Genomic DNA, 23,874 nt, shown 5'->3' with positions numbered 1-23,874 from the left:
CAACTTTCTAAATTTTATTCGATAACCCTTGTGAAGGACAGTTTGTTCTAGAACATCTTAATTTTTCCGCATCCAATCGGTCTTCGTTTGGAACACGATAGCATTCGGGAACAAAATTCATAAATTTATTATAAATTTCTTGATAAGGTGCCTCATCCACTTTCTTAGCCCCATTAAGATTTAAAAACCCACTATTATCATATGCAGTTTTACGCTGTTGATAATCATCCATCAGAAGGCTTAATGTTTGGAAAAAAGGATGACAGATTAAATTTTGTCCATAAGATTCCACTGCTTTTTCTTGGAGTCTTGTGACAAGCTCTTCTTTTTTGATTAAATTATATGCTTCATTCAGATACGTCAGTATGTAAGGAAATACTCTTTCAGCATCTGCAATAGTTAAATTCTTATTGCCAATACAAGAAGACACTTTTTTCAATGTATACACAGCCCACCGTCTCGTGTCTTCGTCGATTATATTCTTTGAATGGCTCAACAGAGCAAGTAATAAATACCCGCTTGCATTGTAGCTTTACCTCAGCGACAGACCCGTTTAATGATTAAAACTAGGGAGTACCAGTTCTCCATTAGTCCTTAAGGAGAAGATAGGTCGCAATGCTTGACAGATGTAGATATTTTTCTGTCATACAGTGAACAAAATCGTATCATAATTAATCAATAATTGCAAATATTGATTAACAAGCTATTGTTTAAGATGAATAATGAAAGGTATATATCTGTCGCTAAATACTTTAGAGAAGATATTAGATGTATAGAATGTCGCCAGTAAAATTTGCCACGGGCGGATTCAACTCTGAGGTGCAATTCCATATAATTTCATGGGCTAAATAAAGCTCATAGTAAGTAAGGGATTGCGAATGCCATATAATCATCTAAATTTTAAACAACGCTGTAATATTGCTGCATTCTGGAGGGCAGGGTATCAACAAAAGGATATTGCCAAAGAACTTGGCGTGCATCCTTCAACGATTTCAAGAGAACTAAAAAGAAACAGCCGATGGAACCATGTGTATTGTCCCGATCAAGCAGCAGCTTCCTATAAATTAAGACGTAAAAACTCCAGAAAGGTAAAAAAATTTACGGATACAGTTAGAGACCTTATCAAAGAAAAGCTCCAACTATATTGGAGCCCTGAGCAAATTAGTGGCTATGGTAAGCGTCACGGCCTCTTTGAGATTAGTCATGAGCGAATATACCAATATATTATGGTTGACAAAAAATCCGGTGGTACACTGTATCTTCATTTACGATACGGCAAGAAAAAATACCGCAAGCGATATGGAAGTCCTAAACGAACTCATAGTATTAAGAATAGAATATTTATTGATGATAGACCTGAGGTGGTTAATCAAAAATTACGGGTCGGGGATTGGGAGATTGATACGATTATTGGTAAAGGTCACAAAGATGCGATCGTAACTATTGTTGAGCGCTTATCCAAAAAGACATTAATTGGCAAAGTAACAACGAAGAAAGCTGAAGAAATATCAACGGAAGTTGTTTCCTTACTATCACCAATTAAGGAATACGTGTTAACAATAACATCCGACAATGGTTGTGAATTTGCTCAGCATGAATGTGATCTCCTCCCTGAAAATAGATCCACCCTAAACTGGAGAAATCTGGCAAAATATCAACAAGCAAAAAAGGTATAAGCCATCATGAAAAGAAGCAAATTTACAGAAGAACAAATTCTGTTTGGGTTGAAGCAGGCGGAACTGGGAACGAGTGTTTCAGAGGTATGCCGAAAGCTGGGAATAAGCGAGGCGACATTTTACATATGGAAGAAAAATATGGTGGGCTTGGTGCATCGGAACTCAGGAAACTTCGTCAGCTGGAAGATGAAAACAAGCGTCTTAAGCAGTTGGTTGCTGACCTAAGTCTTGATAAGCAGATGTTGCAGGATGTTCTGTCAAAAAGCTTTAAAGCCACGGAAAAAGCGAGCGTTGGCATTAGCCCTTCAGGACAGTTACCGGATAAGCATCCGCAGAAGTTGTGACGTTCTAATGTTAAGCCGTAGTGTATATCAGTACCGTTCATGTCGTGGCGAAGATACAGCAGTAAGACACCGTATACGTGAGATAGCCCACACACGGGTACGTTATGGTTATCAACGCATTCATGTTTTATTAAGGCGGGAAGGATGGGTTATTAATCACAAAAAGTTCACCGCATTTATTGTGAGGAAGGTCTTAATCTTCGCAGAAAGCGTCCGCGCCGTCATGTTGCTGGTGCGCACAGAGAAGAACGATTAATGGCGTCCACTTTAAACGAATGCTGGAGCATGGACTTTGTTTCTGACAATCTGTTTAATGGGAGGAGAATACGGGCTTTAACTATAGTCGATAATTTTAGTCGGGAATGCATGGCTATTCATGTAGGGCCGACTATTCGGGGTGAGGAAGTTGTGAATGTTCTTGAGGAGCTCAGAGTCCTTGATAACAGGCTACCAAAAAGCATCCGGATTGATAATGGCCCTGAGTTTATTTCAAAGATATTAGACAAATGGGCTTATCAGAATAATGTAACTTTGGATTTCTCAAGGCCCGGAAAACCAACAGATAACGCGTTTATTGAGTCATTTAATGGCAGTTTTAGGGATGAATGCCTGAACAGCCACTGGTTTCTTTCTCTGGAAGATGCTAAAAGAAAAATTGAGGAATGGCGTCAAGATTACAACGATTTTCGGCCCCATTCCTCCCTGAACAATTTGACCCCAAATCAGTTTAGGCAGAAAATCTCGGATGTCAATTTTTTCTAGTTTTTGACGGCTCTGTTTTTGGGAGAGGATCACTTTCTCTGGAAGATGCTAAAAGAAAAATTGAGGAATGGCGTCAAGATTACAACGATTTTCGGCCCCATTCCTCCCTGAACAATTTGACCCCAAATCAGTTTAGGCAGAAAATCTCGGATGTCAATTTTTTCTAGTTTTTGACGGCTCTGTTTTTGGGAGAGGATCAAATGGATAGCAGAAAGATTAGATGCATCAATTTATTTTGCCCATCCATACCACTCGTGGGAACGAGGATTAAATGAAAATACCAATGGTTTAATCCGTCAGTATATTCCAAAAGGAAGTTCCTTTGCTGATTTAACACAAGAACGAATTCTAGAAATAACTAAGTTCCTAAATTCACGCCCTAGAAAATCGCTTGGCTTTGTCACTCCAGATGATAGATTTAGTGAGCTATGTAAGGAAAGGGCTGCATTAAACATTCATAATTAAAGCGAAGTGGCTTATTATAACCAAAAGATATTTACGAGAAAAAATGTTAAATAAAATTCATCATATAGCAATAATTTGCTCAGATTATGTGAAGTCAAAAAATTTTTACACCCAAGTTTTGGGACTAGAAACTATTAACGAGGTGTTCAGGAAAGACCGTCAATCCTATAAACTGGATCTTGCTCTTAATGGTGAATATATTATTGAGCTTTTTTCATTTCCTGATCCACCTAACAGAATATCGAGACCGGAAGCCACAGGATTAAGACATTTGGCATTTGAGGTTGATAATTTGAATGAAGTAGTTGAAAGTTTAAAGAAAAAAAATATTCCTACTGAAAAAATACGAGTAGATGAGATAACTAATAAATGCTTTACATTTATTTTTGATCCTGACAATTTACCTATTGAGTTATACGAAATATGATAGTTATAGATGATTTTATTAATGGATTTTCTTTTGTTTTTGCAAATCAAAATGGCTTGCAGCCATGGGAGATAACAAATAACTTGCCAACAATATTATTACACCATCTTTCAAAGGTTGATGATAATTATATTGTTACAGATGGTATTGTCATTCATAGAACAGCGGTTGTTGAAAAAGGCGCCATTTTAAAAGCACCTGTAATTATAAATGAAAACTGCTTTATTGGAGCAAATGCTTATTTAAGAGGTGGTGTTTATTTAGGGAGCACATGTACTATAGGGCCGAGCTGTGAAATTAAATCCAGTATCATTTTTAACAATACGTCTATTGCACATTTTAACTTTATTGGTGATAGTATTATTGGACATAATGTAAATTTTGAAGCTGGATCATTAACTGCTAACCATTATAACGAAAGAATAGATAAAAAAATCTCTGTGTTGTGTACCTCTAAAACTATAGACACAGGCGTTGAAAAATTTGGCGCACTAGTTGGCGACAACTCAAAAGTCGGAGCAAATGCGGTGTTATCTCCAGGGACAATATTGAAGACTAACACTGTTGTAAAGAGACTCGAACTAATAGATCAATTAAATAAGATACAATAAGATTTTTTAAACTAACAATTGCACTTACAAATTGAATCCGCGACGAAATTAAAATTCCTGGGTCTGATTATCAAAATAATCAGACCTAATGATAAGGTAAGGCACTGGTGGAACCCATCCAAGATCAATTTTGAAGAACCACCCAGCATTCGCTAAACTAGCTAGACTTGGGGGTGTTTTCCTGTTCGGGTTCGGGCTTAGTTTCCAGTTTAGGTTCAGATTCCTTCATTGCGTTAATGGCTTGTACACAGCGTTCAATTGATTTTTCATACCCTTTCAGGACACTGTCTCTGTTTCCAGTTTTAACATATCGATAAGTGAATACGGTGCGCAAAGCAATGTGCTCATCAAAATCGTCAGCCTTGCATTGTTCAATGAATTTGTTGAATTCCTCTTTAACTTTGTCCGAAGAGAACTCTGGAAATTTTTCTACCAAGGCTATAAACCAAGCATTAAAACCTTCGATAACCTGTTCTTTCGTGAGGGTCAATAAATTCTCTTTCAACGGAGTGGTCGCACTGGTATAGGTTTCAATGTGTTGCATAAAAAATTTGCCTTGTCCCTTTTGGTAAGCCTGTTTACCCTCGTTACTGGCCCAGGCATATAAAAGGGTTAATTTTTGCGACTTTTGCGATTTATCTGATTCTTTTGATCCCATCGCCGCGATGGTCTGGAGAAATTGGTCTACCAGATCGGTCCAGGCCGTATAATAAGCGGTGGTGATCGCGGAACTGTCGCTCAACGGGGGATGCGTTGATTTAGGTTGTGTAAATAATCGAAGCATCTGATCTTCCTTTTCATGGTTATTGATTACCTATGCAGGCACAGGTTTCCTTGTTCTCCAGGTGCTGGCTTAACGAGCGACAAGGGGCGAAATCATAGGATATTTTTTCCTTCAGGCAATGTCCATGCTTCCACAACTACATCGGATACAGAAGGATATAAAATCATCAATAATCAGATTTAAGATCCGGATGTGCCAATCGGCCGCCCTATTTCCAGCATCAATCTGAGCGGCCTTAGCGAATTGAGAAACGGGTCTAAGCTCACATGCCCGCCAGCGGCGGGCTGGATGAATAGTCTACTGCTTTGCCGTGCCAGGCTTGTTAACCGTTTCAAGGATACGGATACTGTCAACAAAACACCGGGTTTCTCCCCGCCAGGGAGCCACAAATTCCTCACAATGATAAGTCAGCACCACGTGCCGGTTGTTTTCCATGGCGTAAATTGCTTTTTCCACCAAATCAGACTTGAATTGGCCTAAAGTGAAGTGAAACTCGCGTCCGGTTGCCCCACTGGCATTGTCCAAACCGCCTCGTATCAATTCGCCCTCATAAGTGCCCCACCACCGCCCTTCTTTGGCGACTTTCACAATAATGCCTGATTTTTGGCCTGATTGCGTTGTCCAGCAGCCTGATAACAGGCTGAACGCAACGAGTAAGGGTAACATGAGTATTTTTTTAGTCATTGTTTGCTCCTGATGCTGCAATCCCTGCATTATTGTTAAGTATAGAATTAAATACCAGTACGGTTACTCTCTTTTTTTAATTACCGTCTCTCGTCTATGCTATAGATAAGGCAGGATTAACGGGAATAATCTTATGAACGAACTGGACATTCTCAAGCTGTTTTATGATGAAATTAAGGCGCGTGGCGTCACGCGAAACGATGTTTTTTTAAACATTGATGAAACGGCCGCCGCCACCTTATCAGAAAAATTAAAACAACCGGTCAGTCTGGAAGAGGCTCAGCGTCTGACCGATGTCTGCATTGCCAATGAATGGCTTGAAAGGACAACGATTGATCCTGGCTACAATTTCCTGTCCTTAAGTGAAGCAGGGTTACAAATCGTATTGATCAATGAATACACATAACCCAATAAGCCGGATCATAGATTCTGATCATGAATTTCGTGGAATTCTTTCCATTCGAAATCAATGTAATTTTCAAGTAATTTTTTAATCTCGGCCGTAACACCCTGCATGGACGTGGACTCCGTATGAAATCGCTTTCTCTGGGGAGGCTCCGTATCGGCCAAACGGGCAACGTACCCTTCGGCTTCAAAGAGTTTGGTTTGATTTTTTATTGGTTTTATATTGTAAGACACTTTAAATCCCTTATAGAGATATTCCACCATTTTCGATCCTCTCCTTCCTTTAAGGTCTAGCTAACCGCCATCAATATCGTCCGTGTCCAGATCATCCGGTGTCACCGTGTTGTCATCATCATGGACAACGGGGACAGGGTATTCGGGCTCATCCGGGACATCCGGGCCAGGATTCACAGGATCGGTTGGTAAGGGACTGTCCGGATCAAGCGGGCTGGCCATACTTATCAAGTTATCAAATTGTTCATCCATAATAAATTCCTTTTAATGGAATTAGACTGCGAAAAGCGCTATAGCTGTCTAATTATAGATCAATTAGACTGCTGTGTGCTTATTTTTTACGTCCTGAGCCGCCTGATCTCTTGCCTCCGCCGTCTTGTTTGTTGACGGTAGCCCAGGCACGGCGCTCAGCCTCTTTAGAAGAGACGCCTTGACGTTCATAGCCTTCTTCAATGTGTTCCGCTTTTCGTTTTTGCTTGTCTGTGTATTTTGATTTATCGCCCTGGCTCATGATGTCACTCCTTGATCATAAATCTAACCATTAACAATGACCCCGCCATTGGGATGAATGACCTGTCCGGTCATGTAAGACGAGTCATTCGAAGCGAGAAAAACATAGGCTGGCGCAACTTCGGCGGGCTGACCTGCGCGTTTCATGGGAACTTGACTGCCAAATTCCTGGACCTCCTCTTCATTGAAGCTCGCAGGAATAAGCGGCGTCCAGATAGGACCTGGTGCGACAGCATTGACGCGAATGCCCCGGGAAACCAGATTTTGCGAAAGTGACCGGGTCAGGGCCAGAATGGCGCCTTTGGTGGCCGAATAATCAATCAGGTGTTCGCTGCCTTTATAAGCCGTCACCGAAGTGGTGTTGATAATAACGCTGCCCTTTTTCAGGAAAGGCAACGCGGCTTTAATCATATAAAAATAAGAGAAGAAATTAGTTTTAAACGTTTTTCCATTTGTTCGCAACTAATGTCTTCCATAGTGTCCTGTGGGTGTTGCTCAGCCACATTATTAACCAATATGTCAAGGCGGCCATAACGCTCCATCGTTTGCCTGACCACCTCGTCACAGGCAGTGTAATTCTGCAGATTGGCTGCAAGCAACAGACAGGATTGTCCTGTGTGTTCTATGAGTTCTTTTGTTTTCTCAGCATCCTGATGTTCATTCAGGTAATGGACAACCAGGTCGGCGCCTTCCATGGCAAAGGCACAGGCGACTGCGCGTCCTATGCCACTGTCTCCTCCGGTTATCAGTGCGATTTTTCCTTGTAATTTTTCGCTTCCTTTATAACTGGAGGATAAGTATTCCGGTTGAGGTGTCATGATGGCCTCAATCCCTGGTTGTCTTTTTTGATGCTGAGCAGGTTGTTTTTCCATGATTAGCTCCTGACCTATTACTCCCCTGTCGAGATACCATCCTGGTTCGTGTTGGTGTCATCCAGGACATCATCACTCTCATCGTCGTCATCATCCGTGCCGGTGTTTATTGTGGTTCCGGTGGCATCCGTATCGGGATCCGTTGAAATGCCCATGTCCGTGGCTCCTGTCCCGGTATTGGTGCCTGTCCCTGTTGCCGGATCTATCCCTGTCCCATTATCGGTTGTTGACGGTGTTGACGTTCCATTGTCATCGTCAGGTTGCGGGAGAGTAGGATCGGTCGGAGTGGTTGGATCAGTAGGTGACGGTGTGGTTGGATCCGTGGGAGAGGGTGTTGTCGGCGATGCCGGATTCACTGTCGTGGACGGCAGCGTCGTATTGGGGACATTGGCTGCAGCCCCAATGGGACTTTGCGCAACTAAAAGGCCTCCAAGTAAAATACTCATTGGAATAATCCGTTTCATCATTCGTCTCCTGTGGCTCCTTCATACACGCCATCGTGATTAAAGCGTTATGTTACTGGTTTGAGGTTTCTTTCCTTTGAATTCCAAATACTTCGTCAAGGTGTTTGGGTGGGTTTGATAAGGGGTTTCTATAAAAATAGTAACCAATTTATTTAATGCTATCCTGATTTCTTTAAGTTCATCTGAAATATGGCACAGTTCCTGAACAGCCTGTACGGTTTCCTTAGAAATTTCCATATTTATCTCCGCCATTTTTTGTTAATAAACCTCATGCTCCAAATTAATTTCCCTATTTAAACTAAAGCATAATTTTGACAATTGTCAAACAAAATGGTCAATTTTTAACGATAAAATGTGCAAAGAAGATTGATAAAAATGCAAATTTTTATCAATAAAAAAATGATTATTTTGTTCTTTTTTTATTTGATTTAAGCCATAAAAGCAAGATTTTATCTTCTGTAAGACGGGCAATTTTATCGCGATTTTTATCTACCCAATCCCGGAGGTTATTATTCTTCCAGGATAAAATAATGTCGGGATGAATGTAGTTTTTCTGACATATGGCAGGCGTATGTCCCATGAGTTTAGAAACCTGCTTTATGGTGTCATTGAACGGATCAGATGTTTCTTCGCAGGGTAGACAACGAATTAAACGGCACAGCGTTTCGCGGCAGGCAATCCAGGTTCGAAAATCTTTGGCCGTGAATGGATAATTGGTAATGCTTTTTAGATAAAAATTTACGTCCTGAGACGTGACAATCGTTAATGAATTATTTTTATCGATGTATTTAAATAATTCATAACCTGATATTTCTTCACATTTTTTCAAAATTTTTATTATTCGTTTGTCGCTTAATATTATGTTCCATAATTTTGCATTTTTTCCTCTAAAATTAAGTATTGCTTTATTTCTCTTCAATGACAGGTGTTTTTTTCGTAATGTGGTTAATCCATACGATTTATTTTGTCTTGCATAAGCCGTATTCCCTACTCGCACGTTGAAATGATAAAGCAAATAAATAATGGCACAAATAACCTGCGCTCGATTTAACTGTGCCGGTTTGTTGAGCTCGCGGCTAATGTGGCGCTTGATTAAAGGCAGGGATTGCCCAAATTCAATCATGGCCGTGAATTTTTGCTGATTGCGCACTTTAAACCAGAGGGGATGATAGCGGTATTGTTTTCGATTGTTTTTGTCGCGGCCCGTAGCCTGAATATGTCCGTTTTCGTAGGGGCATATCCATACGTCCTGGTAGGCGGGAGGAATGGCGAGTTTTTTGATGCGGGCTAAGACGTTCTCATCGCTTAATGGTTTGCCATCTCGAAAATAAATGAATTCGTCGCCCTTTTTCTGGCGCGTTATCCCGGGCATCGTGTCTTTGACATAACGCAACGAGGCACGTCGGGCAACACGCTCACATTCTTCCATTGAATACAGTGATTCGGTCATCCTGTTTCCATTGTTGTGTTGCTAATCACAGTATAGCCGCCAGTACAACGCTATAATGAAAGAAAGAAAACCAGTAAGGATTAGAACAATGCAAAATCCGGACAACCCGACTGAAATACCTGATATTCCTCTGGAGGACCCCTCCCTGCCCAATGAGGTTGAGCCAGGTCAGGACACCTCACCAGAACCCGAACCGTCTGAGCGGGAGGAACCCAATGCTCAATAAGCTGGGGGAAGACTATACTTAGAGATGTCACATTATACCATGATGATTATATGTCGGATAAATATCACTACAGTATTGTCATTCCTGCCCATAATGAAGAGGCTTTTTTGCCGGCTACGCTTGATTCTGTCCAGATGGCTATACATACCCTTCATGCTTATCGGGGTGAAGTGATTGTTGTGGATAATGATTCCACAGATAAGACAGCGGCGCTTGCGAAAAGTTTTGGAGCACGGGTACTTTTCGAGCCTGTACGTAATATAGCGCGGGTACGAAACAGCGGTGCTCGCGGTGCGTTTGGCGATGTGTTGATTTTTATCGATGCGGATACGTTGATGAGCGAGGAAATGCTTCATACCAGTGTAAGTATTCTGCTGCACCCCGAGATCATAGCCGGCTCTTTCTTGCTTAAACCGGATAGGGAAATTTCCTGGCTGGCCCAATGTCTTTTTTTCGTTTGGAATCAGTATGCCCAATGGTGCACGCGCTGTGCCGGCTCATTTGTATTTTGTAAAAAAGATGCTTTTTTAGCCGTTGGCGGTTTTGATGAGGAGTATTATGTGACAGAAGACATCAGCCTCTCCATTGCGTTAAAGCGGTATGCAGCAAAACAGGGTAAACAGGTCGTTATTTATAAAAAATACGTCACGATGTGCTTGCGCAAATTGGAACAGTTCCCTGTTTCTACCCATTTGATAGTTGATTTCCTTTCCGGATTGTTTTTTAGATCCCAATATAAGCAGAAAAAAAACTGCAAGTATTGGTATTAGTAAGCCAGGATATTTTATGAATGAAATAATGCAAAAAAACGAAGCTTTTCTTCTGGAAGAATCGCAAAGTTTTTCTGTGCCAATTCTTCAGCTACGTTCCCCTTTAAAAGTCCCTATTCTCTGCCAATACAATCTGAACAAGCTTCTCGATATCATTGAAGATTCCAGCGATTTAAATCCCCATGAGAAATGCGAGCGTCTGGACGCCCTTTTAATGAGTCTATCACAGGCCAAGCCGGATGAGTCGTTGCTTGAGTCTATTCTGGCTCTACCTGATGAGGAAACTAAAAAATTTCATTATTACCCTTGGGTGATGATGTTGTACAACCGCCTGTATGATCATGAAAAAACATTATGCCTCCATTACTGTACAGCGATGAAAGACGGGATGAAGAAATACTTGCACACGCCCATCGATGATGTGGCGGCTATGAATGACTACTGTTATTACTCCGCCGGGATCGTGGGTGAGTTTTTAACCAGCCTGTTGTTTTATACTTATCGCTTGAGCGAGGGGGAGGCTTATCTGATGGCCTTAAGCAGGCACGTGGGATTATTATTACAAAAAACCAATAATTTACGTGATTATTATGAAGACACGTTTATTTTAAAAAAAAACCGCTGGCCCAAGAGCATCACCGCAAGCCATTCTCCTCTGCAGTCATTAAATATTCTATGCAAGGATGCCCTGGTTAACGATGCGCTTCCAGCCATTCGTTATCTGGAGGCTTTGCCATACTGCGACAGCCAATTTGAAAATTTTGTGCGTTTTGTGCTCTATCTGTCGATCAGCCATGTGGTGAAGATGATTGATAATCCGGCTGTTTTAAAAGAGACAAAATTCAAACTGCCGTCATCTTATGTCTTTTCTTTGTACAAAAAAATTTCGCGAAAATCCCGGGCAAACTGCACCCGGGAACTTTATTCATTGTGTCAACACAGCATGGAGAGGTTTGCCGATCTCAATCTGTAGTTAGCCATGACGCCCAGGATGCGACTCTTTAAGAAAGAAAAGCGTGATGACAAGACTGAGCAGGAAACAGCAGGGCATGACCAGCAGGGCTTTGTTATAGCTGGCGACGGTGTAGACAGGAACACCATTTACCTTATACCAGCCCTCGCTTTGGTGGAGAAACACCCCGACCAATGGCTGAAACACGGCACCGCCGATTAACACGGATAAATTATTAAAGCCGGAGGCCGTGCCCACCAGTTCGGGGGGATTATTGTCTTTAATCACGGCAAAACTGACCGTTTGCCCACCCGCACCCATGCCAAGCATAAACAGGATAAAATACATTTCCCCCAGAGAAACATTGGGAACATACAGAAGAAACAGGGTAGCCACCAGGCCAAAAACTGAACTTAAGCCTAAAGCCATCCGGCGGCTGGCAATGCGATCACTGACCCACCCCAGGAGTGGGCTGCCGACGCCAATACCCAACCAGATCATGCTGCATAAACCGGAAGCAGCAATAACGCTTATCTGGAATTTTTGCTGTAAATAAGGCACACCCCATAAGGCGGCAAACACCGCAATGGGCGTCCAGATGGTGCAGGCATAGGCGCCTGTATACCAGGTGTAGGATTGACGCCAGACACTGAGCAAACGCTTCCATTCATCAATAAAAGCCCTTTTTGGTGGGGTTTGCGTCGGTTGATGGGGATAATCCCGAATAATAAACCAGATCAAGGCTGCCAGAAGAAAGCCAACCGCCGCGAGAATAAAACTGGCATTACGCCAACCCACGGCTTCGATCAAGGCCGCCAATGGCATTTCACCAAACATGGCGCCCACAGAGCTCATTAATTGAGCGATGCCTGCCAGCACGGCAAACTGCTGCGGCGGAAACCATCTGGAAATCAGGACAAGTACACCGATGAAGGAAAAGGCCGAACCGATGCCGATAAGAAAACGCCCCAGAGACGCAGTAAACAGGCTGTCCGTTGAGGCAAAAAAGAATGAACCCAGGGCACACAGAATCAAGGCATAGGTCATTAATTTGCGAGGGCCGTAGCGATCAAACAGCACGCCGGCTGGCAATTGCATGGGTGCATAGGCATAAAAATAAAAGGCGGACACAATACCAAAACCGGCGGCGCTGACTTGGAAGGTTTGCATCATGGATTCCGCCATGACGCCGGGCGCCACCTGCAGAACGAATTCATACAGATAGAATGTAGCGGACAATAAAAAAACGACATACGCACTGAACTGGCTGTGCTGTTGAAAATCTAACTTACGTGTACTCAAAATGGCGTCTTCATGCAATTAAAACGCACATTACACCTCAACGGAAATTCGTTTGTCAATCCCCGCTGCATAGATGGCGCCCAGTACTGCCCGGCCTTTGGCGCCTGTTACCTGGCTTAAGTCCAGCGGGGTGCCGCTTAAGGCCTTTTCTGCCAGCCAGGCAAACAGTTGCGCTTCAATAAAATCAGGATTAATGCCGATGTTTGCGGTACTCTGTATCGTGATTTCCGGAAGCTGCTGCTGCAACACCCTTAACAACTGATCATTATGGGCGCCGCCGCCGCAAATCAACACCTGGTTTGGTGTTATCGCCTGTGCTCTGATGCTGGCAGCGACAGTCATCGCGGTAAAGGCCAGCAAAGTAGCCTGAACATCCTGTGGCAGGTAATGGGGTTTAAGCCGGGTTTGTAGCCATGCGTCATTGAAATATTCCTTGCCCAGACTTTTAGGCGCTGGTTGAGCAAAATAAGGATCGGCAAGCAAGCCGTTCAATAATTCATCAATAACCGTGCCACTGGCCGCCCATACCCCCTGTCGGTCAAAGGGCTGATGCTGATGCCTCCTTATCCAGGCGTCCATCAGGCAATTGCCAGGTCCCGTATCAAAACCGCTGACTTCGTGGTTGTTTAACCAGGTCAGATTGGCCAGACCGCCAACATTGACTACCGCCAGAGGCAGCGGCAAATGACTAAACAAGGCCTGGTGATAAATCGGTGCAAACGGCGCACCTTGCCCGCCTAACACCAAATCCCGCGTTCTAAAATCAGCCACCACCGTAATGCCTGTCAATTCAGCGATGGTATGACCACACCCGAGTTGCACCGTATAGGGAATGTTCGCCTGGGTATTGTGGCACAGTGTCTGACCATGGCTGCCAATGGCTTTGATTCGACTGTGTGGAATAGCGGTTTGTTTTAGTAATTGGTGGACGGCCTTTGCAAACTCCCGTCCCAACAGGGTATTTAACTGGCTGTAGGAAGCCAGCGTGTGGCGACCTTCCAGCACGTCCTGAATGGCATCACGCGCCAATGAACTGTAAGGAATGGTCAGGCCCTCAATCAGGGCCTGAGTGGACAAATCTACCAGGGCGGCATCGATACCATCCATGCTGGTTCCGGACATGAGTCCAATAAATAAATTCATAATCTATCCATTTTTGCGTGTTTTAAGTTATGCTTGGGCGTTGCCTTGTGGAGTCACCCGGAGATCATGCACTTGACTAAAACCCCTTTTCTTTATCTGGCTTCTCTGTCTGCCTTTTCTCTACTTGTCTTTGATCTGTATCAGCCTGCCCTGCCGGCTATCACCGCCTATTTTAATACAAGTCATGCACTCGGTCAGTTAACTTTAAGCTTATTTTTCTTTGTTTTTGGCTTATCGCAGCTTTTTTGGGGGCCGCTGGTGGATCACTACGGCCGACGGGGGGTATTGCGCTTCAGTTTTTACCTGTTCCTGCTGGCGACCATCGCCTGCATGCTGGCGCCCAACATTGAAATTCTTATCCTTGGGCGTGGCCTGCAGGGATTTGCGGTGTGTTGTGCCAATATTGTTGCCTTTTCTTGTACCCGCGATGAGGAAGACAACACCGCCAGAGCGCGTCTGTTGTCACATATTTCCATGATTGTGTCCGTCTCCCCGATCTTTGCGCCGCTGCTCGGCTCCTTTATTTTTGTTCATTTTGGCTGGCGGGCTGATTTTCTTTTTATGCTGATGGTGGCGATCATTTTGCTGCTCCTGGTTTCTCCCCTGGTGCGTGAATCGACCTACTGGTCGCAAAAATCCCATCTTTTAACATTTAAAACCTCATTGCTGTCTTACCGCAAACTGGTGGGACATCGGCAGCTTTGGATTACCACCGCCATTATTACCGCGGCGTTTTCCTGCGTGATGATTGCCGTTGTCAATGTGGCCTACCTGGTGATCGATAATCTGGGTCTGTCTCCCTTCTGGTTTTCCATTCTTTTCGCCAGCAATGGTTTTATCCTCATTGGCGGGAATTTTTTAGGCATTTATCTGCGGAGAAGTCAGAGTTTAACCACCAGCATACGTCAGGGTAGCTGGATTATGGTTTCAGGATCCCTGCTTTGCCTGATTTTGTTTTATCAACAGGGCTTAACGCTTTGGAGCCTTATGCCGCTTTTATTTATTAACGTGGGTGTGACATTGACCAATCCCCCCGCTTTTTCCTTAGCCATAGCCAATTACACGCACGAGACCAGTACAGCCATTGCCTTACTCAATACGGTTAGAAATTCGATCTCGGCAGTCCTGGGCGGCGTGGTTGGCGCGTTGCTGGTTAATGAGCCGCTTGTTTTCCCTTACAGCTTCTTTTTTTGTTCGCTGCTCTGTTTGGCAGCCAGTTATTTTTGCAAGGAAGCGGAGGCTAAATGAGAATCATTTTCTCTTGCTAAACGGTTGTATTCATTTTAAATTAATGAAACCGGGTCCGCTTGCCCGGTCATTTCCACTATTAAAAAGGACTTTTATGAATAAATTACATTTAACGGGTGCAGCATTAGCCATGACTGCCGCCGCTGCGTTCTCTCTCATCCCTTCTGTCGCAGCCGCTGATACCGCATCAGCCACGGTAAAGTGCCAGGGTGTGAATGCCTGCAAAGGATTAAGCAATTGCAAAACCAGTGAAAATGCCTGCAAAGGCCAAAACAGCTGCAAAGGGAAAGGCTATGTTGATCTGACGGCTGAGCAATGCAAGCAAGTCGGTGGAAAAGCGGAATAATTTCTGACCAGGTGGGCAACCACCTGGTTTCAAGCCGGATTATGCATGACTTCCTCTGACGATCGTTTTCCTTTCCTTGGCTTTGGCCTGGGCCTTCGGACCGAACATTACCTGGATATTTTACAACACAAACCCAGGATCGACTGGTTTGAAATCATTACTGAAAATTACCTGGTTCCTGGTGGCAAACCCCATTATTTTCTTGACGAAATTAGACAGCACTATCCGCTGGTCATGCACGGCGTCTCCCTTTCCATCGCCAGCATGGATGAGTTGGATTGGGACTACTTAAAGCAGGTAAAACGACTCGCTGAACGCATCGAGCCGGCCTGGATTTCCGATCATTTGTGCTGGACTGGCGTTGACCACCTGAACATGCATGATTTGCTGCCCGTTCCCTACACGCAGGAAGCGATCGATCATCTTGTTCGCCGTATCAAACAGGTTCAGGATTACCTGGGAAGGCAGTTGTTAATTGAAAATGTCTCAAGTTACCTCACCTATACTGCATCCGAAATGCCGGAATGGGATTTTATTACCGAGATAAGCGAGCAGGCTGACTGTTACCTGTTGCTTGACGTCAACAATGTGTATGTCAGTTCGGTCAATCATCAGTTTAATCCCCTCACCTACCTGAATGCTCTCCCGCATGAGCGGGTAAAGCAAATCCACCTCGCAGGCCACTCGCACCAGGGCCATTACATTGTCGACACACATGACGCACCAGTAAGTGCCGAGGTATGGGCCCTGTATGCTCAGGTGATTGAGCGTTTTGGACAAGTTTCTACCCTGATTGAACGGGATGATCGTATCCCGCCGCTCAATGAATTGCTAAACGAATTGAACAAGGCCAGGGCCATTACCGCCCGCTGCCTGGCGGGAGAGCCGGTATCATGACTAGTCTTTCGGCGATTCAACGGCAAGTGCAGGCCTACCTGTTAGCGCAGGAAAGCGATTTTACCTGCCCTGCTTTACAGGACGTTATTGTTTCCACCCCAACCGTGTCAGCCAATACGAGGGCGCGCATTTACAAAGAGGCTTATCAACTGCGTTTGTTGGATGCGCTATCGAATAATTTCCCCTGCCTGAAACGGTATCTCGGTGAAGACGCATTCGCGCGTGTCGGTTCAGAGTATTCAGCAAAATACCCTTCGTCGAATCGCTCCATTCGCTGGTTTGGCCACCAGTTTGCCGCTTTTTTAGGGGCTCATTTGCATGACGATTACGGGATGGTTGCTGAACTGGCCGAATTTGAATGGGCCATGGCGCTGGCGTTTGACGCCGAAGACGCCACGGCAGTGCCCCTGGATGAGATGGCTCTAATCCCGCCTGAACACTGGGAAAAACTCCGCTTTAAAACGCACCCGTCCCTGCAAACCCTGGCCTTGTCATGGAATGTCCCCGCCCTTTGGGAAGCCCTTAATCGGGAAGAGGCTCCGCCTGCCGCCAGCAAAAATGACAGACAATACTGGCTGCTTTGGCGGCAGGCCTACAATAATCGCTTTTACCGGATGATGCCTGATGAAGCCTGGGCGATGAGTGCATTACAACAGGGGCAGGCCTTTGGCGAGATCTGCCTGGGTTTGTGTCAATGGCATAACGAGGACGAGGTGGGGCTACGTGCTGCAAACCTGTTGCAGAAATGGGTACAGTCCCAAGCAATCGTAAATTTTTCATTCAAGGACTAATTCACATGAACAAAGAAAAAATAATTCGCTCAGCCATCGGAGCTTTCATAGCCGCCACCGTCAATCAATCGGTCATGGCCGAATCGGCGCCACCGCCCAGTGAAAAATGTTACGGGATTGTCAAGGCCGGCATGAATGATTGTGCCACGGCCAAAGCCTCCTGCGCCGGTTCAGCCACAGAAGATCGACAGGCCGATGCCTTTATTTTGCTGCCGTCCGGTGTCTGTGAGCGTATAGTCGGCGGCCAACTGACACCGCCAACGCAATCCTCTTCCGCCCAATAACCAGACAGGAGCTTCTATGATTCGCGCCATTCGCTACCTTTCCATTGTTTTTTTCAGTGCATTGAGTTTGCCGCTGTTTGCAGCGCCAGAGAAACTGGTGATTGACGATCAGCACAGTTATGTGTTGTGGCGTATTCAACACCTTGGTTTTTCAACGCAATCCGGTAAGTGGTATGTAAAAGGGAGCCTTCTGCTGGATAAGGACAACCCACAAAACAGCAAAGTGGAAGCGACCATTGATGTCGCCAACTTTGTTACCGGCATTCCCGAGTTGGACAAACACCTGGGTGACAAACTCTTTTTTGATGTCAAACAATACCCCACCGCCCAATTTGTCAGTGACAAGGTTGAACTGACGGGTAAAAATACGGCGAAAGTGACGGGAACGCTCACGGTACGCGGGGTATCCAAACCGGTGACGCTGGATGTGACCCTGAATAAAGTGGGCAAAAACCCAGTAAGCGAGCGCATGACGGTTGGTTTTACCGCAACAACCACCCTTAAACGCTCTGATTTTGGCCTTAAAGCCTTCCTGCCTGATTTGGGCGATGAGGTCAGCATTGAAATCGGTGCGGAAGCCTATCAACCCTCGGCTTAAGGATTGCCATGCGCATCAAAAATGACGACAGCCATTTTGGTCTGGCCGCGATTGGTCTGCACTGGCTTATGGCGGTGCTGATTATTGGGCTCCTCATCCTTGGGTTTTTCATGGTGTCGCTGCCGGTGAGCCTGCAGAAGCTGAAATTATACGGCTGGCACAAGGAATATGGTTTTCTTGCTTTATTTCTTGTTGCTGTCCGGCTTCTGTGGCGATTGAGCAATGCGACGCCGCGTTTAAATTTACCGCGTTGGGAAGTGCTCAGTGCACGGAGTGTGCATTGGCTGTTTTATGCCTTGATGCTGCTTATGCCACTGACAGGATGGCTGATTACGTCGGCTGCGGGGCTTCCGGCCTCCTTTTTTGGCTGGTTTATCCTGCCGAATCTGACCGGCCCTGACGAGCAGCTGCGGCAGGTGTTTGAGCAAGCCCATGAATGGCTGGCTTATGCACTGATTGGCCTGATTGGTCTGCATACGGCGGCGGCACTGAAACATTTTTTCATTAACAAAGACGATGTTTTACAACGGATGATTTCACCATGAATATCAAAGCGTTCGTTCATTTTTTTTGGATGATGGGTTTGTTTATCCTGCCCGCCTTGGGGCTTGCGTCTGTGCCACAATGGATCATTGTCCCTGGCGAAAGCCAGCTGTCCTTTACAGCAACCCAGAATGATGCCCCGGTTTCTGGTCAATTTAAAACCTTTTTCGGTCAAATTTTTGTCGATCCCCTTGATTTGGCCAGTAGCCGCATTGACATTGTTGTCGATATGAACTCCGTCCATGCATCCTACGCTGAATTGAAAGAAACCCTGATTACCCCTGACTGGTTTAATGTTCAATTATTTCCTCAGGCAGAATTTAAAGCCCAAGGCATTCAACAATCATTAGACGGTACTTATCAGACCACTGGCACCCTTAAAATCCGCGACAAAACAGTGCCCGTCACCCTGACATTTAAAGCCGAACAACTGTCCGCGGACAAAGGGGTTGTTGAGGGCAGCACGGTCATTAAACGCAGTCTGTTTGGTGTCGGTCAGGGCGAGTGGAGCAGCACCGAGGAAGTCAAGGATGAGGTCACCGTGCGGTTTAAGGTGGTGGCAATCAGGCAGCAAGGCAATTGAGCGTAGTTTATACCTTGGTCTGCCTGTAAGGCTAGCCTGATTCAGGCAGTGCTGATCAATATCTCTTCCTTACTGTTGCCTGTGACCGCATCCTGATAGGCTTCTACTCCACGACGAATGGTTGTTTTGTCACAATCGCTCACGATTTCCTGTTTATCCAGCATATCCATCAGGGTTTTAGCTGCACCCTCTTTGGCTTCAAATCCGATTTGTTTTGAGGGGGGCTGTTCAGGGGCCTGCTCAATGAGGCGATTTAACTGCTCCAGATAAATATCCTTCAATAACGCAAGAATTAACATGTTGGCCTTTTTACCTTTAGAGTCTCCGCCAAATAAACTCAGAAAATTATTGAGTGACGGATTGTATCCTTTAGGAACGTGAAGCCTCTGCTCTTTAATCTGTAAAAACAGTTCATTGATTTGGGTCATGGCGATTAATGGTTGGGCACTCAGTGTTTTGAGTAGCTCCTCTTTTATGTCGTTCTTTGGATCATTGATTTGTTGGGTGGACAATAAAGCCAGGTAATTTTTGGCCCGTGTTACTTTATAAGCCTGAAAATCAGTGAGGCCTGAAAGGGTTTCCTGGGCTAACTCGTCGGTGGAAAACCCGGCGAAATGGGCAGGGTATTCAACTATCTTCATTCCATAGCCATTTTGCAGCAGGAGCATGTTAGCCAGTAAAAAAACAAATGTTCTGCCATTACCATCAGGAAAATAATGCGATTGATGAAGTTTACGGATAAAGTGGTTAATGGCATTGATTTCAGCCTGCATGCGTTCGGTTTTGCCAGGAATTTTTTGAGCCTCTTCCAATTCATGATAATAGTTATCGATGTCTGACTGAACAAGCTCAATAATCTCTTCCCGTTCAGCAGCGCTTGAAACGATGAATACTTTAACCAGATCCTTGTCGCTGGGTTTCGGTTTGTTACCGGTGTAGGCCGTTTTAGCCACTGAAGCTTTCATAAGATAGCTGCGAAAATCTTCCTCAAAGTTGTCGCTTAATGCATTCAAATAAATGGGGTATTGATTGTAGCGGTCGATTTTTATTTCCATAAAGGGTTGTTTGCGTGACCCTTTAGTGTGTGCAGAGGTTTTTAATGCTTCGATGAGTTCACTGAGCCCTTCCTCACTCACGCCGGCTTGGCTCTCCAATCCGGGTTCCGGAAGGAAAATTTCAAACTCGCCCATATAGGTATTATAACCTTCCCTCACGATATCATCCGATTTATAAGCATCCTCATGGCTGTAAAAACTATGATAAATGTCTTCCAGCAAACCTGGGGTAATCTTTTCGCGATCATGTCGGCTTAAGTATTGAAAGGCGGCGTGCATGCCTTTGTAAAATTGCGGGCGGAAATTAAGGGGGCCTTTAACCGCTTGCCATCCATCAGTTTGAATACGCCAGATCTCACTTCGGGGGAAATCCTCCAGAGCTGCATCAATTAAACCAGGCATAATAGACTTCTTATCAGAACAACTTGATTTCAGTATAATTGTAGTTTATTAAGATAGTATTAAATTAAGCATTATGGTATAATTTTATCCAATATTACCTTGGGAATTTATTATGCGCCGCGTAGCAGTCTATGGTCGAGACACCGACGGGAAGAAATCGATTGTAACGGAGTTGGGCTCCCTGAAGCGTTACAAGTTTGTAGAGTCTAATTCGTCGCTCCATTCTTTTCTACTCTTTAATGACAACCATGAGCCGCCTTGTCATACGGCTTCCCTGCAAATTCTTGTGCTTGATTTAAACAATGAAACGACCGAATCGATTGCTTCCTTGAAGAAGAATTATCACCCCTGTGATTTTAAACGCCCCGTACTGCTGATGGTTTATGGGAACAACAAGCCACTTGTCGAGCAATTAAGTTCTTACCTCAATTCAAATGTTAGCTTGTATCACATTGAGGACATGGAAAAAGTCAACTCGGAAGCTATTCTCACTCAATTGGATATGTTGAGCAGTCAATTTTATGACAGTAAAAATAATCCCGTATTTAATACATGATTTTTTATACATAGACGAGACTACAGCTTATGCGCAATGGCAATTTGAAGATCATCAGTTCCTCATTGACAGTGACATCCCCTTCGATATCCAATTCCAGTTCTCAAAAAGCATATGATTTTATTCAAAAACGCTTTTATGCTCTCAGCACGTCACATCACAGCGTTCTGATTACAGGGTCAAGTCTCGCCCATCAACACAAGGACATTGAAAACGAGCAGGTGTTAGATGCTGGCGCAATGACCTTTGTGAAAAACAAGGCAGGAATTATCACCGGTGTTCGTCAGGCTACCGCCGATGGACTGGGCGGTTCCCCTGAGGATGAAATGGAAAATGCCAGCATTGCCAACATCGCTTCGTTTGCCTGTGAAACGTTTATCGACAGCAGGAACCCCTCCCTGGAGACCTATTATCAAATCGCTCAATCCTCCAAAGATCATACTTTATCGCTGAATTCCTACCAATCCTATGACAGTCAATGCGCTTTGGCGGCGGCTGCGTTTTCTTACTCAGGTAAAGGCAAATACCAGGGTGAGCTTTCGAATATGGGCGATACCTTGCTCGTGGTGCTAAACGAAGACATGAAAGTCAAACACATCCTGCCTGCCCGCCATATTTATCGCGGCATGGGTGTTTGGACTCCAGCCTCGGTGCAAATGCTTGATCAAAAAAAACCGAAACCGGTTTTAATCAATGAACCTTACGAGGCACAGGAAGGCGATGTCATCATTTCCATGACCGATGGAATTTGGTCGGAACTGGATTTATCCCCCTTTATGGAAAAAAATGAAATTCGTGAATTCAAAGTGAAGGAAGATAAATTTGAAGCCTTGTTTAACTCAGCCTCCTTACTTAAACACGGTTCTGCCTATGCGATTGCTGCAACACTTTTGAACGTAGCGATTGAACGCTCGTTGTTCAAACGCAAGCAACTTCTCGATTTATTGAATCAGTTAAAAAAAATGGATTTGCCCTCTAAAAACGCGACAGTGGACGAAGTGCTTACGCTTTTAAAAGACAAGGGCCAGGACAAAACAGCGACGGCCTTGTCTGAGTTACTGTTTGATAACAGTGGCGACGGAATCGTTTATCGACGCGGCGTCGATATCCCGTTCGTTCTGGTACTTCAGGATTTACAGGGAAGAACGGCGGGCGATTGCTCTACCATCAATGTGACGCGTATCCCCTATCATACTGATGAATGCATCCGTGCCTTGTTGAATCAACCGAAGCAGGCCTCAGTCTTAATTCGCGAATTGATGAGTGAAATACCTTCCGCAGAAAAAATCACCGAATCCATTGCCCGTTTAAAGAAGGAAACCGTGCTTGTCAAACCCCAGATGTTGCTGGAAAAACTAAAAACAGAAAAAAATCTCAACGACACTCTGCTTGAGGCAATCGAACAGGTATTGCTTGCAATTTATCAGATTAAAGCCATCCAGAAAGACACACCACGTTACATTGACCAGTTGCAACGCATCACGGGACTCATGGACACACTAAAAGAGCCTGTTAGGGGCTGTGTATTCCAATTAGTCAAAGCCGATGTGGCACCTGGTTTTAACTTGATAAGTCTGTTTGCCTCCAGGCAAACAAGCGCCTTTAAACAATTTGTAAAAGCCCAGGGCCCTGGCATCACGCTTGAGGATTTTTTACAGGCATTTGAGCATGACGCGGTGGATGACCTTGCCCCGATCACGCTTTCAATGGACTAACTCGAAAGCATTGATAAAAATTTTGTGTGGTTTGCCGGGCCACTTCCTCGTAAGTCATTCCCCGCAAGTCCGCCAGGGCTAAGGCAACGTGCTTCACCAGGGCTGGGTGGTTTTGTTTTCCACGGAACGGAACAGGCGCCAAATAAGGTGAATCCGTTTCGATTAACAACCGATCAAGAGGAACTTTGCGTGCTACGTCCTGCAAAGTCGTGGCATTTTTAAAGGTGACAATGCCTGAGAGTGAGATATAAAAATTCAAATCCAGCGCTTGTCGGGCAACATCCCAATCTTCTGCAAAACAATGCATGACGCCGCCTATCTCAGCCGCTTGACTGCTTTTCATGACTTGCAACGTATCGGATGCAGCCTGACGGGTATGTATAATTAAAGGCTTTGACGTGGCGATGGCTGCTTCAATGTGGTGAACAAAGCGTTGGCGTTGTAAGGCCTGGGCTTCACTCGTGGTGGTGCGGTAATAATCGAGACCGGTTTCACCAATGGCAATGCAGGCCGGATGGCCTTGGGCCAGTGCAGCCAGTTCAGCCGCATCCGGTTCCCTGTCGATTTCACTGTTTGGGTGAATCCCGACTGAAATACTGACCTGCGGGTAAGTGTCTGCCAGTTGACAAAGCGTGGGATAATCATCCAGTTCCACACAGACACAAAGAAAATGACTGACGTCGCTTTCTATGGCGAGACGCATGACTTGATTCAAATCCTGATTAAATTCCGATAAATCAATAAAATTGAGGTGGCAATGTGAATCAACAAGCAT

The 23,874-nt window shown here is 44.7% G+C and carries 32 protein-coding genes and 2 pseudogenes; 20 read left to right on the top strand and 14 right to left on the bottom strand.

Features of this window, described 5'->3' with window-relative positions; genetic code table 11:
• Positions 1–7 precede the first annotated feature (7 nt).
• Positions 8–448 (bottom strand): hypothetical protein, encoded by a 441-nt coding sequence (locus GH742_RS08220; RefSeq protein WP_203454315.1) that lies wholly within the window; start codon positions 446–448, stop codon positions 8–10.
• Between the two features lie 430 nt (positions 449–878).
• On the opposite strand from GH742_RS08220, the gene GH742_RS08215 reads away from it, so the two are divergent.
• From GH742_RS08215 to GH742_RS08190, 6 genes and pseudogenes are all read left to right on the top strand, one after another.
• Complete coding sequence (locus GH742_RS08215; RefSeq protein WP_203454314.1) at positions 879–1,676, top strand: IS30 family transposase; 798 nt, start codon at positions 879–881, stop codon at positions 1,674–1,676.
• Between the two features lie 6 nt (positions 1,677–1,682).
• Positions 1,683–2,782: pseudogene (locus GH742_RS08210) on the top strand (IS3 family transposase).
• Positions 2,783–2,820: 38 nt separating this feature from the next.
• Positions 2,821–2,949, top strand: a complete 129-nt coding sequence (locus tag GH742_RS08205) for an integrase core domain-containing protein (protein ID WP_370569554.1) — start codon at positions 2,821–2,823, stop codon at positions 2,947–2,949.
• Between the two features lie 28 nt (positions 2,950–2,977).
• Entirely contained in the window at positions 2,978–3,247 is a 270-nt protein-coding gene (locus GH742_RS08200; RefSeq protein WP_203456893.1) for an IS30 family transposase, read from the top strand.
• A 43-nt stretch (positions 3,248–3,290) separates the two neighbouring features.
• Entirely contained in the window at positions 3,291–3,674 is a 384-nt protein-coding gene (locus tag GH742_RS08195) for a VOC family protein (RefSeq protein ID WP_203454312.1), read from the top strand.
• Positions 3,671–4,285: a DapH/DapD/GlmU-related protein gene (locus GH742_RS08190; RefSeq protein ID WP_203454310.1), complete on the top strand. Its 615-nt coding sequence runs from the start codon at positions 3,671–3,673 to the stop codon at positions 4,283–4,285. The genes GH742_RS08195 and GH742_RS08190 overlap by 4 nt, the downstream gene beginning before the upstream one ends.
• A 157-nt stretch (positions 4,286–4,442) precedes the next feature.
• Here GH742_RS08190 and GH742_RS08185 read toward each other — a convergent pair whose 3' ends face one another.
• Together GH742_RS08185 and GH742_RS08180 are read right to left on the bottom strand one after the other, a co-directional pair.
• Positions 4,443–5,069: a hypothetical protein gene (locus tag GH742_RS08185; protein ID WP_203454308.1), complete on the bottom strand. Its 627-nt coding sequence runs from the start codon at positions 5,067–5,069 to the stop codon at positions 4,443–4,445.
• 297 nt (positions 5,070–5,366) lie between these two features.
• Positions 5,367–5,753, bottom strand: a complete 387-nt coding sequence (locus GH742_RS08180) for a hypothetical protein (protein WP_239005182.1) — start codon at positions 5,751–5,753, stop codon at positions 5,367–5,369.
• A 133-nt stretch (positions 5,754–5,886) separates the two neighbouring features.
• On the opposite strand from GH742_RS08180, the gene GH742_RS08175 reads away from it, so the two are divergent.
• The gene (locus tag GH742_RS08175) at positions 5,887–6,159 is read left to right on the top strand and encodes a hypothetical protein (protein WP_203454306.1); all 273 of its coding nucleotides are present in this window, start codon (positions 5,887–5,889) and stop codon (positions 6,157–6,159) included.
• A 14-nt stretch (positions 6,160–6,173) separates the two neighbouring features.
• Here GH742_RS08175 and GH742_RS08170 read toward each other — a convergent pair whose 3' ends face one another.
• The 7 genes and pseudogenes from GH742_RS08170 to GH742_RS08135 form a co-directional block, all read right to left on the bottom strand.
• Positions 6,174–6,422: a hypothetical protein gene (locus GH742_RS08170; RefSeq protein WP_203454304.1), complete on the bottom strand. Its 249-nt coding sequence runs from the start codon at positions 6,420–6,422 to the stop codon at positions 6,174–6,176.
• A gap of 30 nt (positions 6,423–6,452) precedes the next feature.
• Complete coding sequence (locus tag GH742_RS08165; RefSeq protein ID WP_203454302.1) at positions 6,453–6,644, bottom strand: hypothetical protein; 192 nt, start codon at positions 6,642–6,644, stop codon at positions 6,453–6,455.
• Between the two features lie 79 nt (positions 6,645–6,723).
• Positions 6,724–6,903 carry a hypothetical protein gene (locus GH742_RS08160; RefSeq protein ID WP_203454300.1) on the bottom strand — a complete coding sequence of 60 codons (180 nt, stop codon included), beginning with the start codon at positions 6,901–6,903 and terminating at the stop codon, positions 6,724–6,726.
• A 23-nt stretch (positions 6,904–6,926) separates the two neighbouring features.
• A pseudogene (locus tag GH742_RS15615) lies at positions 6,927–7,720 on the bottom strand (SDR family oxidoreductase).
• A gap of 71 nt (positions 7,721–7,791) precedes the next feature.
• A complete protein-coding gene (locus GH742_RS08145) occupies positions 7,792–8,241 on the bottom strand; it encodes a hypothetical protein (protein WP_203454294.1) in 450 nt (149 codons plus the stop codon).
• A gap of 36 nt (positions 8,242–8,277) precedes the next feature.
• The gene (locus GH742_RS08140; RefSeq protein ID WP_203454292.1) at positions 8,278–8,475 is read right to left on the bottom strand and encodes a hypothetical protein; all 198 of its coding nucleotides are present in this window, start codon (positions 8,473–8,475) and stop codon (positions 8,278–8,280) included.
• A 166-nt stretch (positions 8,476–8,641) separates the two neighbouring features.
• Entirely contained in the window at positions 8,642–9,688 is a 1,047-nt protein-coding gene (locus tag GH742_RS08135; protein WP_203454291.1) for a DNA topoisomerase IB, read from the bottom strand.
• A gap of 88 nt (positions 9,689–9,776) precedes the next feature.
• Here GH742_RS08135 and GH742_RS08130 point away from each other — a divergent pair, with 88 nt between their 5' ends.
• From GH742_RS08130 to GH742_RS08120, 3 genes are read left to right on the top strand one after another with little or no spacing between them, the layout of a single operon-like run.
• On the top strand, positions 9,777–9,914 hold the full coding sequence (locus GH742_RS08130) for a hypothetical protein (RefSeq protein WP_203454290.1): 138 nt from the start codon (positions 9,777–9,779) through the stop codon (positions 9,912–9,914).
• 50 nt (positions 9,915–9,964) lie between these two features.
• Positions 9,965–10,684, top strand: coding sequence for a glycosyltransferase (locus GH742_RS08125; RefSeq protein WP_203454289.1), 720 nt, complete (start codon positions 9,965–9,967; stop codon positions 10,682–10,684).
• Between the two features lie 16 nt (positions 10,685–10,700).
• Entirely contained in the window at positions 10,701–11,657 is a 957-nt protein-coding gene (locus GH742_RS08120; protein WP_203454288.1) for a squalene/phytoene synthase family protein, read from the top strand.
• On the opposite strand, the gene GH742_RS08115 is transcribed toward GH742_RS08120, so the two are convergent.
• Both GH742_RS08115 and GH742_RS08110 read right to left on the bottom strand, forming a co-directional pair.
• Positions 11,658–12,938: an MFS transporter gene (locus tag GH742_RS08115; protein WP_239005181.1), complete on the bottom strand. Its 1,281-nt coding sequence runs from the start codon at positions 12,936–12,938 to the stop codon at positions 11,658–11,660. It lies immediately after the preceding gene.
• Positions 12,939–12,968: 30 nt separating this feature from the next.
• Entirely contained in the window at positions 12,969–14,081 is a 1,113-nt protein-coding gene (locus GH742_RS08110; RefSeq protein WP_203454287.1) for an anhydro-N-acetylmuramic acid kinase, read from the bottom strand.
• 66 nt (positions 14,082–14,147) lie between these two features.
• Between GH742_RS08110 and GH742_RS08105 the strand changes: the two genes are divergently transcribed.
• The 8 genes from GH742_RS08105 (at position 14,148) to GH742_RS08070 (ending at position 19,371) form a co-directional block, all read left to right on the top strand.
• Positions 14,148–15,329, top strand: coding sequence for a multidrug effflux MFS transporter (locus GH742_RS08105; protein WP_203454286.1), 1,182 nt, complete (start codon positions 14,148–14,150; stop codon positions 15,327–15,329).
• Positions 15,330–15,423: 94 nt separating this feature from the next.
• Positions 15,424–15,675, top strand: a complete 252-nt coding sequence (locus tag GH742_RS08100) for a hypothetical protein (protein ID WP_203454285.1) — start codon at positions 15,424–15,426, stop codon at positions 15,673–15,675.
• A gap of 45 nt (positions 15,676–15,720) precedes the next feature.
• Positions 15,721–16,572, top strand: a complete 852-nt coding sequence (locus GH742_RS08095) for a DUF692 domain-containing protein (protein ID WP_203454284.1) — start codon at positions 15,721–15,723, stop codon at positions 16,570–16,572.
• Positions 16,569–17,363 (top strand): DUF2063 domain-containing protein, encoded by a 795-nt coding sequence (locus GH742_RS08090; RefSeq protein WP_203454280.1) that lies wholly within the window; start codon positions 16,569–16,571, stop codon positions 17,361–17,363. The genes GH742_RS08095 and GH742_RS08090 overlap by 4 nt, the downstream gene beginning before the upstream one ends.
• Positions 17,364–17,368: 5 nt before the next feature.
• Positions 17,369–17,647, top strand: a complete 279-nt coding sequence (locus tag GH742_RS08085; protein ID WP_203454274.1) for a DUF2282 domain-containing protein — start codon at positions 17,369–17,371, stop codon at positions 17,645–17,647.
• 16 nt (positions 17,648–17,663) lie between these two features.
• Positions 17,664–18,245 (top strand): YceI family protein, encoded by a 582-nt coding sequence (locus GH742_RS08080; RefSeq protein WP_203454272.1) that lies wholly within the window; start codon positions 17,664–17,666, stop codon positions 18,243–18,245.
• Positions 18,246–18,253: 8 nt separating this feature from the next.
• Positions 18,254–18,790 carry a cytochrome b gene (locus GH742_RS08075; RefSeq protein WP_203454270.1) on the top strand — a complete coding sequence of 179 codons (537 nt, stop codon included), beginning with the start codon at positions 18,254–18,256 and terminating at the stop codon, positions 18,788–18,790.
• The gene (locus tag GH742_RS08070; protein ID WP_203454268.1) at positions 18,787–19,371 is read left to right on the top strand and encodes a YceI family protein; all 585 of its coding nucleotides are present in this window, start codon (positions 18,787–18,789) and stop codon (positions 19,369–19,371) included. The genes GH742_RS08075 and GH742_RS08070 overlap by 4 nt, the downstream gene beginning before the upstream one ends.
• 41 nt (positions 19,372–19,412) lie before the next feature.
• On the opposite strand, the gene GH742_RS08065 is transcribed toward GH742_RS08070, so the two are convergent.
• Positions 19,413–20,828, bottom strand: a complete 1,416-nt coding sequence (locus GH742_RS08065; RefSeq protein ID WP_203454266.1) for a Fic family protein — start codon at positions 20,826–20,828, stop codon at positions 19,413–19,415.
• A gap of 112 nt (positions 20,829–20,940) precedes the next feature.
• Here GH742_RS08065 and GH742_RS08060 point away from each other — a divergent pair, with 112 nt between their 5' ends.
• Together GH742_RS08060 and GH742_RS08055 are read left to right on the top strand one after the other, a co-directional pair.
• Complete coding sequence (locus GH742_RS08060) at positions 20,941–21,384, top strand: hypothetical protein (protein ID WP_203454264.1); 444 nt, start codon at positions 20,941–20,943, stop codon at positions 21,382–21,384.
• A gap of 29 nt (positions 21,385–21,413) precedes the next feature.
• On the top strand, positions 21,414–23,099 hold the full coding sequence (locus GH742_RS08055; RefSeq protein ID WP_203454262.1) for a hypothetical protein: 1,686 nt from the start codon (positions 21,414–21,416) through the stop codon (positions 23,097–23,099).
• Here the strand turns inward: GH742_RS08055 and GH742_RS08050 are convergent.
• Entirely contained in the window at positions 23,080–23,874 is a 795-nt protein-coding gene (locus tag GH742_RS08050; RefSeq protein WP_203454260.1) for a TatD family hydrolase, read from the bottom strand. The genes GH742_RS08055 and GH742_RS08050 overlap by 20 nt on opposite strands.

This window comes from Legionella sp. MW5194, assembly GCF_016864235.1.
Lineage (GTDB): Bacteria > Pseudomonadota > Gammaproteobacteria > Legionellales > Legionellaceae > Legionella_C.
The sequence above is the reverse complement of the archived record's forward strand: the minus strand, read 5'-3'. Positions and strand labels throughout refer to the sequence as shown.

Excerpts from the sequence above, each read along its gene's own strand:
- GH742_RS08125 (WP_203454289.1), top strand. The coding sequence starts at position 9,965 with ATGTCGGATAAATATCACTACAGTATTGTCATTCCTGCCCATAATGAA.
- GH742_RS08140 (WP_203454292.1), bottom strand. The coding sequence starts at position 8,475 with ATGGAAATTTCTAAGGAAACCGTACAGGCTGTTCAGGAACTGTGCCAT.
- GH742_RS08090 (WP_203454280.1), top strand. The coding sequence starts at position 16,569 with ATGACTAGTCTTTCGGCGATTCAACGGCAAGTGCAGGCCTACCTGTTA.
- GH742_RS08170 (WP_203454304.1), bottom strand. The coding sequence starts at position 6,422 with ATGGTGGAATATCTCTATAAGGGATTTAAAGTGTCTTACAATATAAAA.
- GH742_RS08080 (WP_203454272.1), top strand. The coding sequence starts at position 17,664 with ATGATTCGCGCCATTCGCTACCTTTCCATTGTTTTTTTCAGTGCATTG.
- GH742_RS08050 (WP_203454260.1), bottom strand. The coding sequence starts at position 23,874 with ATGCTTGTTGATTCACATTGCCACCTCAATTTTATTGATTTATCGGAA.
- GH742_RS08215 (WP_203454314.1), top strand. The coding sequence starts at position 879 with ATGCCATATAATCATCTAAATTTTAAACAACGCTGTAATATTGCTGCA.
- GH742_RS08185 (WP_203454308.1), bottom strand. The coding sequence starts at position 5,069 with ATGCTTCGATTATTTACACAACCTAAATCAACGCATCCCCCGTTGAGC.
- GH742_RS08070 (WP_203454268.1), top strand. The coding sequence starts at position 18,787 with ATGAATATCAAAGCGTTCGTTCATTTTTTTTGGATGATGGGTTTGTTT.
- GH742_RS08175 (WP_203454306.1), top strand. The coding sequence starts at position 5,887 with ATGAACGAACTGGACATTCTCAAGCTGTTTTATGATGAAATTAAGGCG.
- GH742_RS08110 (WP_203454287.1), bottom strand. The coding sequence starts at position 14,081 with ATGAATTTATTTATTGGACTCATGTCCGGAACCAGCATGGATGGTATC.
- GH742_RS08095 (WP_203454284.1), top strand. The coding sequence starts at position 15,721 with ATGACTTCCTCTGACGATCGTTTTCCTTTCCTTGGCTTTGGCCTGGGC.
- GH742_RS08085 (WP_203454274.1), top strand. The coding sequence starts at position 17,369 with ATGAACAAAGAAAAAATAATTCGCTCAGCCATCGGAGCTTTCATAGCC.
- GH742_RS08055 (WP_203454262.1), top strand. The coding sequence starts at position 21,414 with ATGCGCAATGGCAATTTGAAGATCATCAGTTCCTCATTGACAGTGACA.
- GH742_RS08075 (WP_203454270.1), top strand. The coding sequence starts at position 18,254 with ATGCGCATCAAAAATGACGACAGCCATTTTGGTCTGGCCGCGATTGGT.
- GH742_RS08195 (WP_203454312.1), top strand. The coding sequence starts at position 3,291 with ATGTTAAATAAAATTCATCATATAGCAATAATTTGCTCAGATTATGTG.
- GH742_RS08180 (WP_239005182.1), bottom strand. The coding sequence starts at position 5,753 with ATGACTAAAAAAATACTCATGTTACCCTTACTCGTTGCGTTCAGCCTG.
- GH742_RS08135 (WP_203454291.1), bottom strand. The coding sequence starts at position 9,688 with ATGACCGAATCACTGTATTCAATGGAAGAATGTGAGCGTGTTGCCCGA.
- GH742_RS08190 (WP_203454310.1), top strand. The coding sequence starts at position 3,671 with ATGATAGTTATAGATGATTTTATTAATGGATTTTCTTTTGTTTTTGCA.
- GH742_RS08100 (WP_203454285.1), top strand. The coding sequence starts at position 15,424 with ATGAATAAATTACATTTAACGGGTGCAGCATTAGCCATGACTGCCGCC.
- GH742_RS08060 (WP_203454264.1), top strand. The coding sequence starts at position 20,941 with ATGCGCCGCGTAGCAGTCTATGGTCGAGACACCGACGGGAAGAAATCG.
- GH742_RS08130 (WP_203454290.1), top strand. The coding sequence starts at position 9,777 with ATGCAAAATCCGGACAACCCGACTGAAATACCTGATATTCCTCTGGAG.
- GH742_RS08120 (WP_203454288.1), top strand. The coding sequence starts at position 10,701 with ATGAATGAAATAATGCAAAAAAACGAAGCTTTTCTTCTGGAAGAATCG.
- GH742_RS08145 (WP_203454294.1), bottom strand. The coding sequence starts at position 8,241 with ATGATGAAACGGATTATTCCAATGAGTATTTTACTTGGAGGCCTTTTA.
- GH742_RS08105 (WP_203454286.1), top strand. The coding sequence starts at position 14,148 with ATGCACTTGACTAAAACCCCTTTTCTTTATCTGGCTTCTCTGTCTGCC.
- GH742_RS08160 (WP_203454300.1), bottom strand. The coding sequence starts at position 6,903 with ATGAGCCAGGGCGATAAATCAAAATACACAGACAAGCAAAAACGAAAA.
- GH742_RS08165 (WP_203454302.1), bottom strand. The coding sequence starts at position 6,644 with ATGGATGAACAATTTGATAACTTGATAAGTATGGCCAGCCCGCTTGAT.
- GH742_RS08065 (WP_203454266.1), bottom strand. The coding sequence starts at position 20,828 with ATGCCTGGTTTAATTGATGCAGCTCTGGAGGATTTCCCCCGAAGTGAG.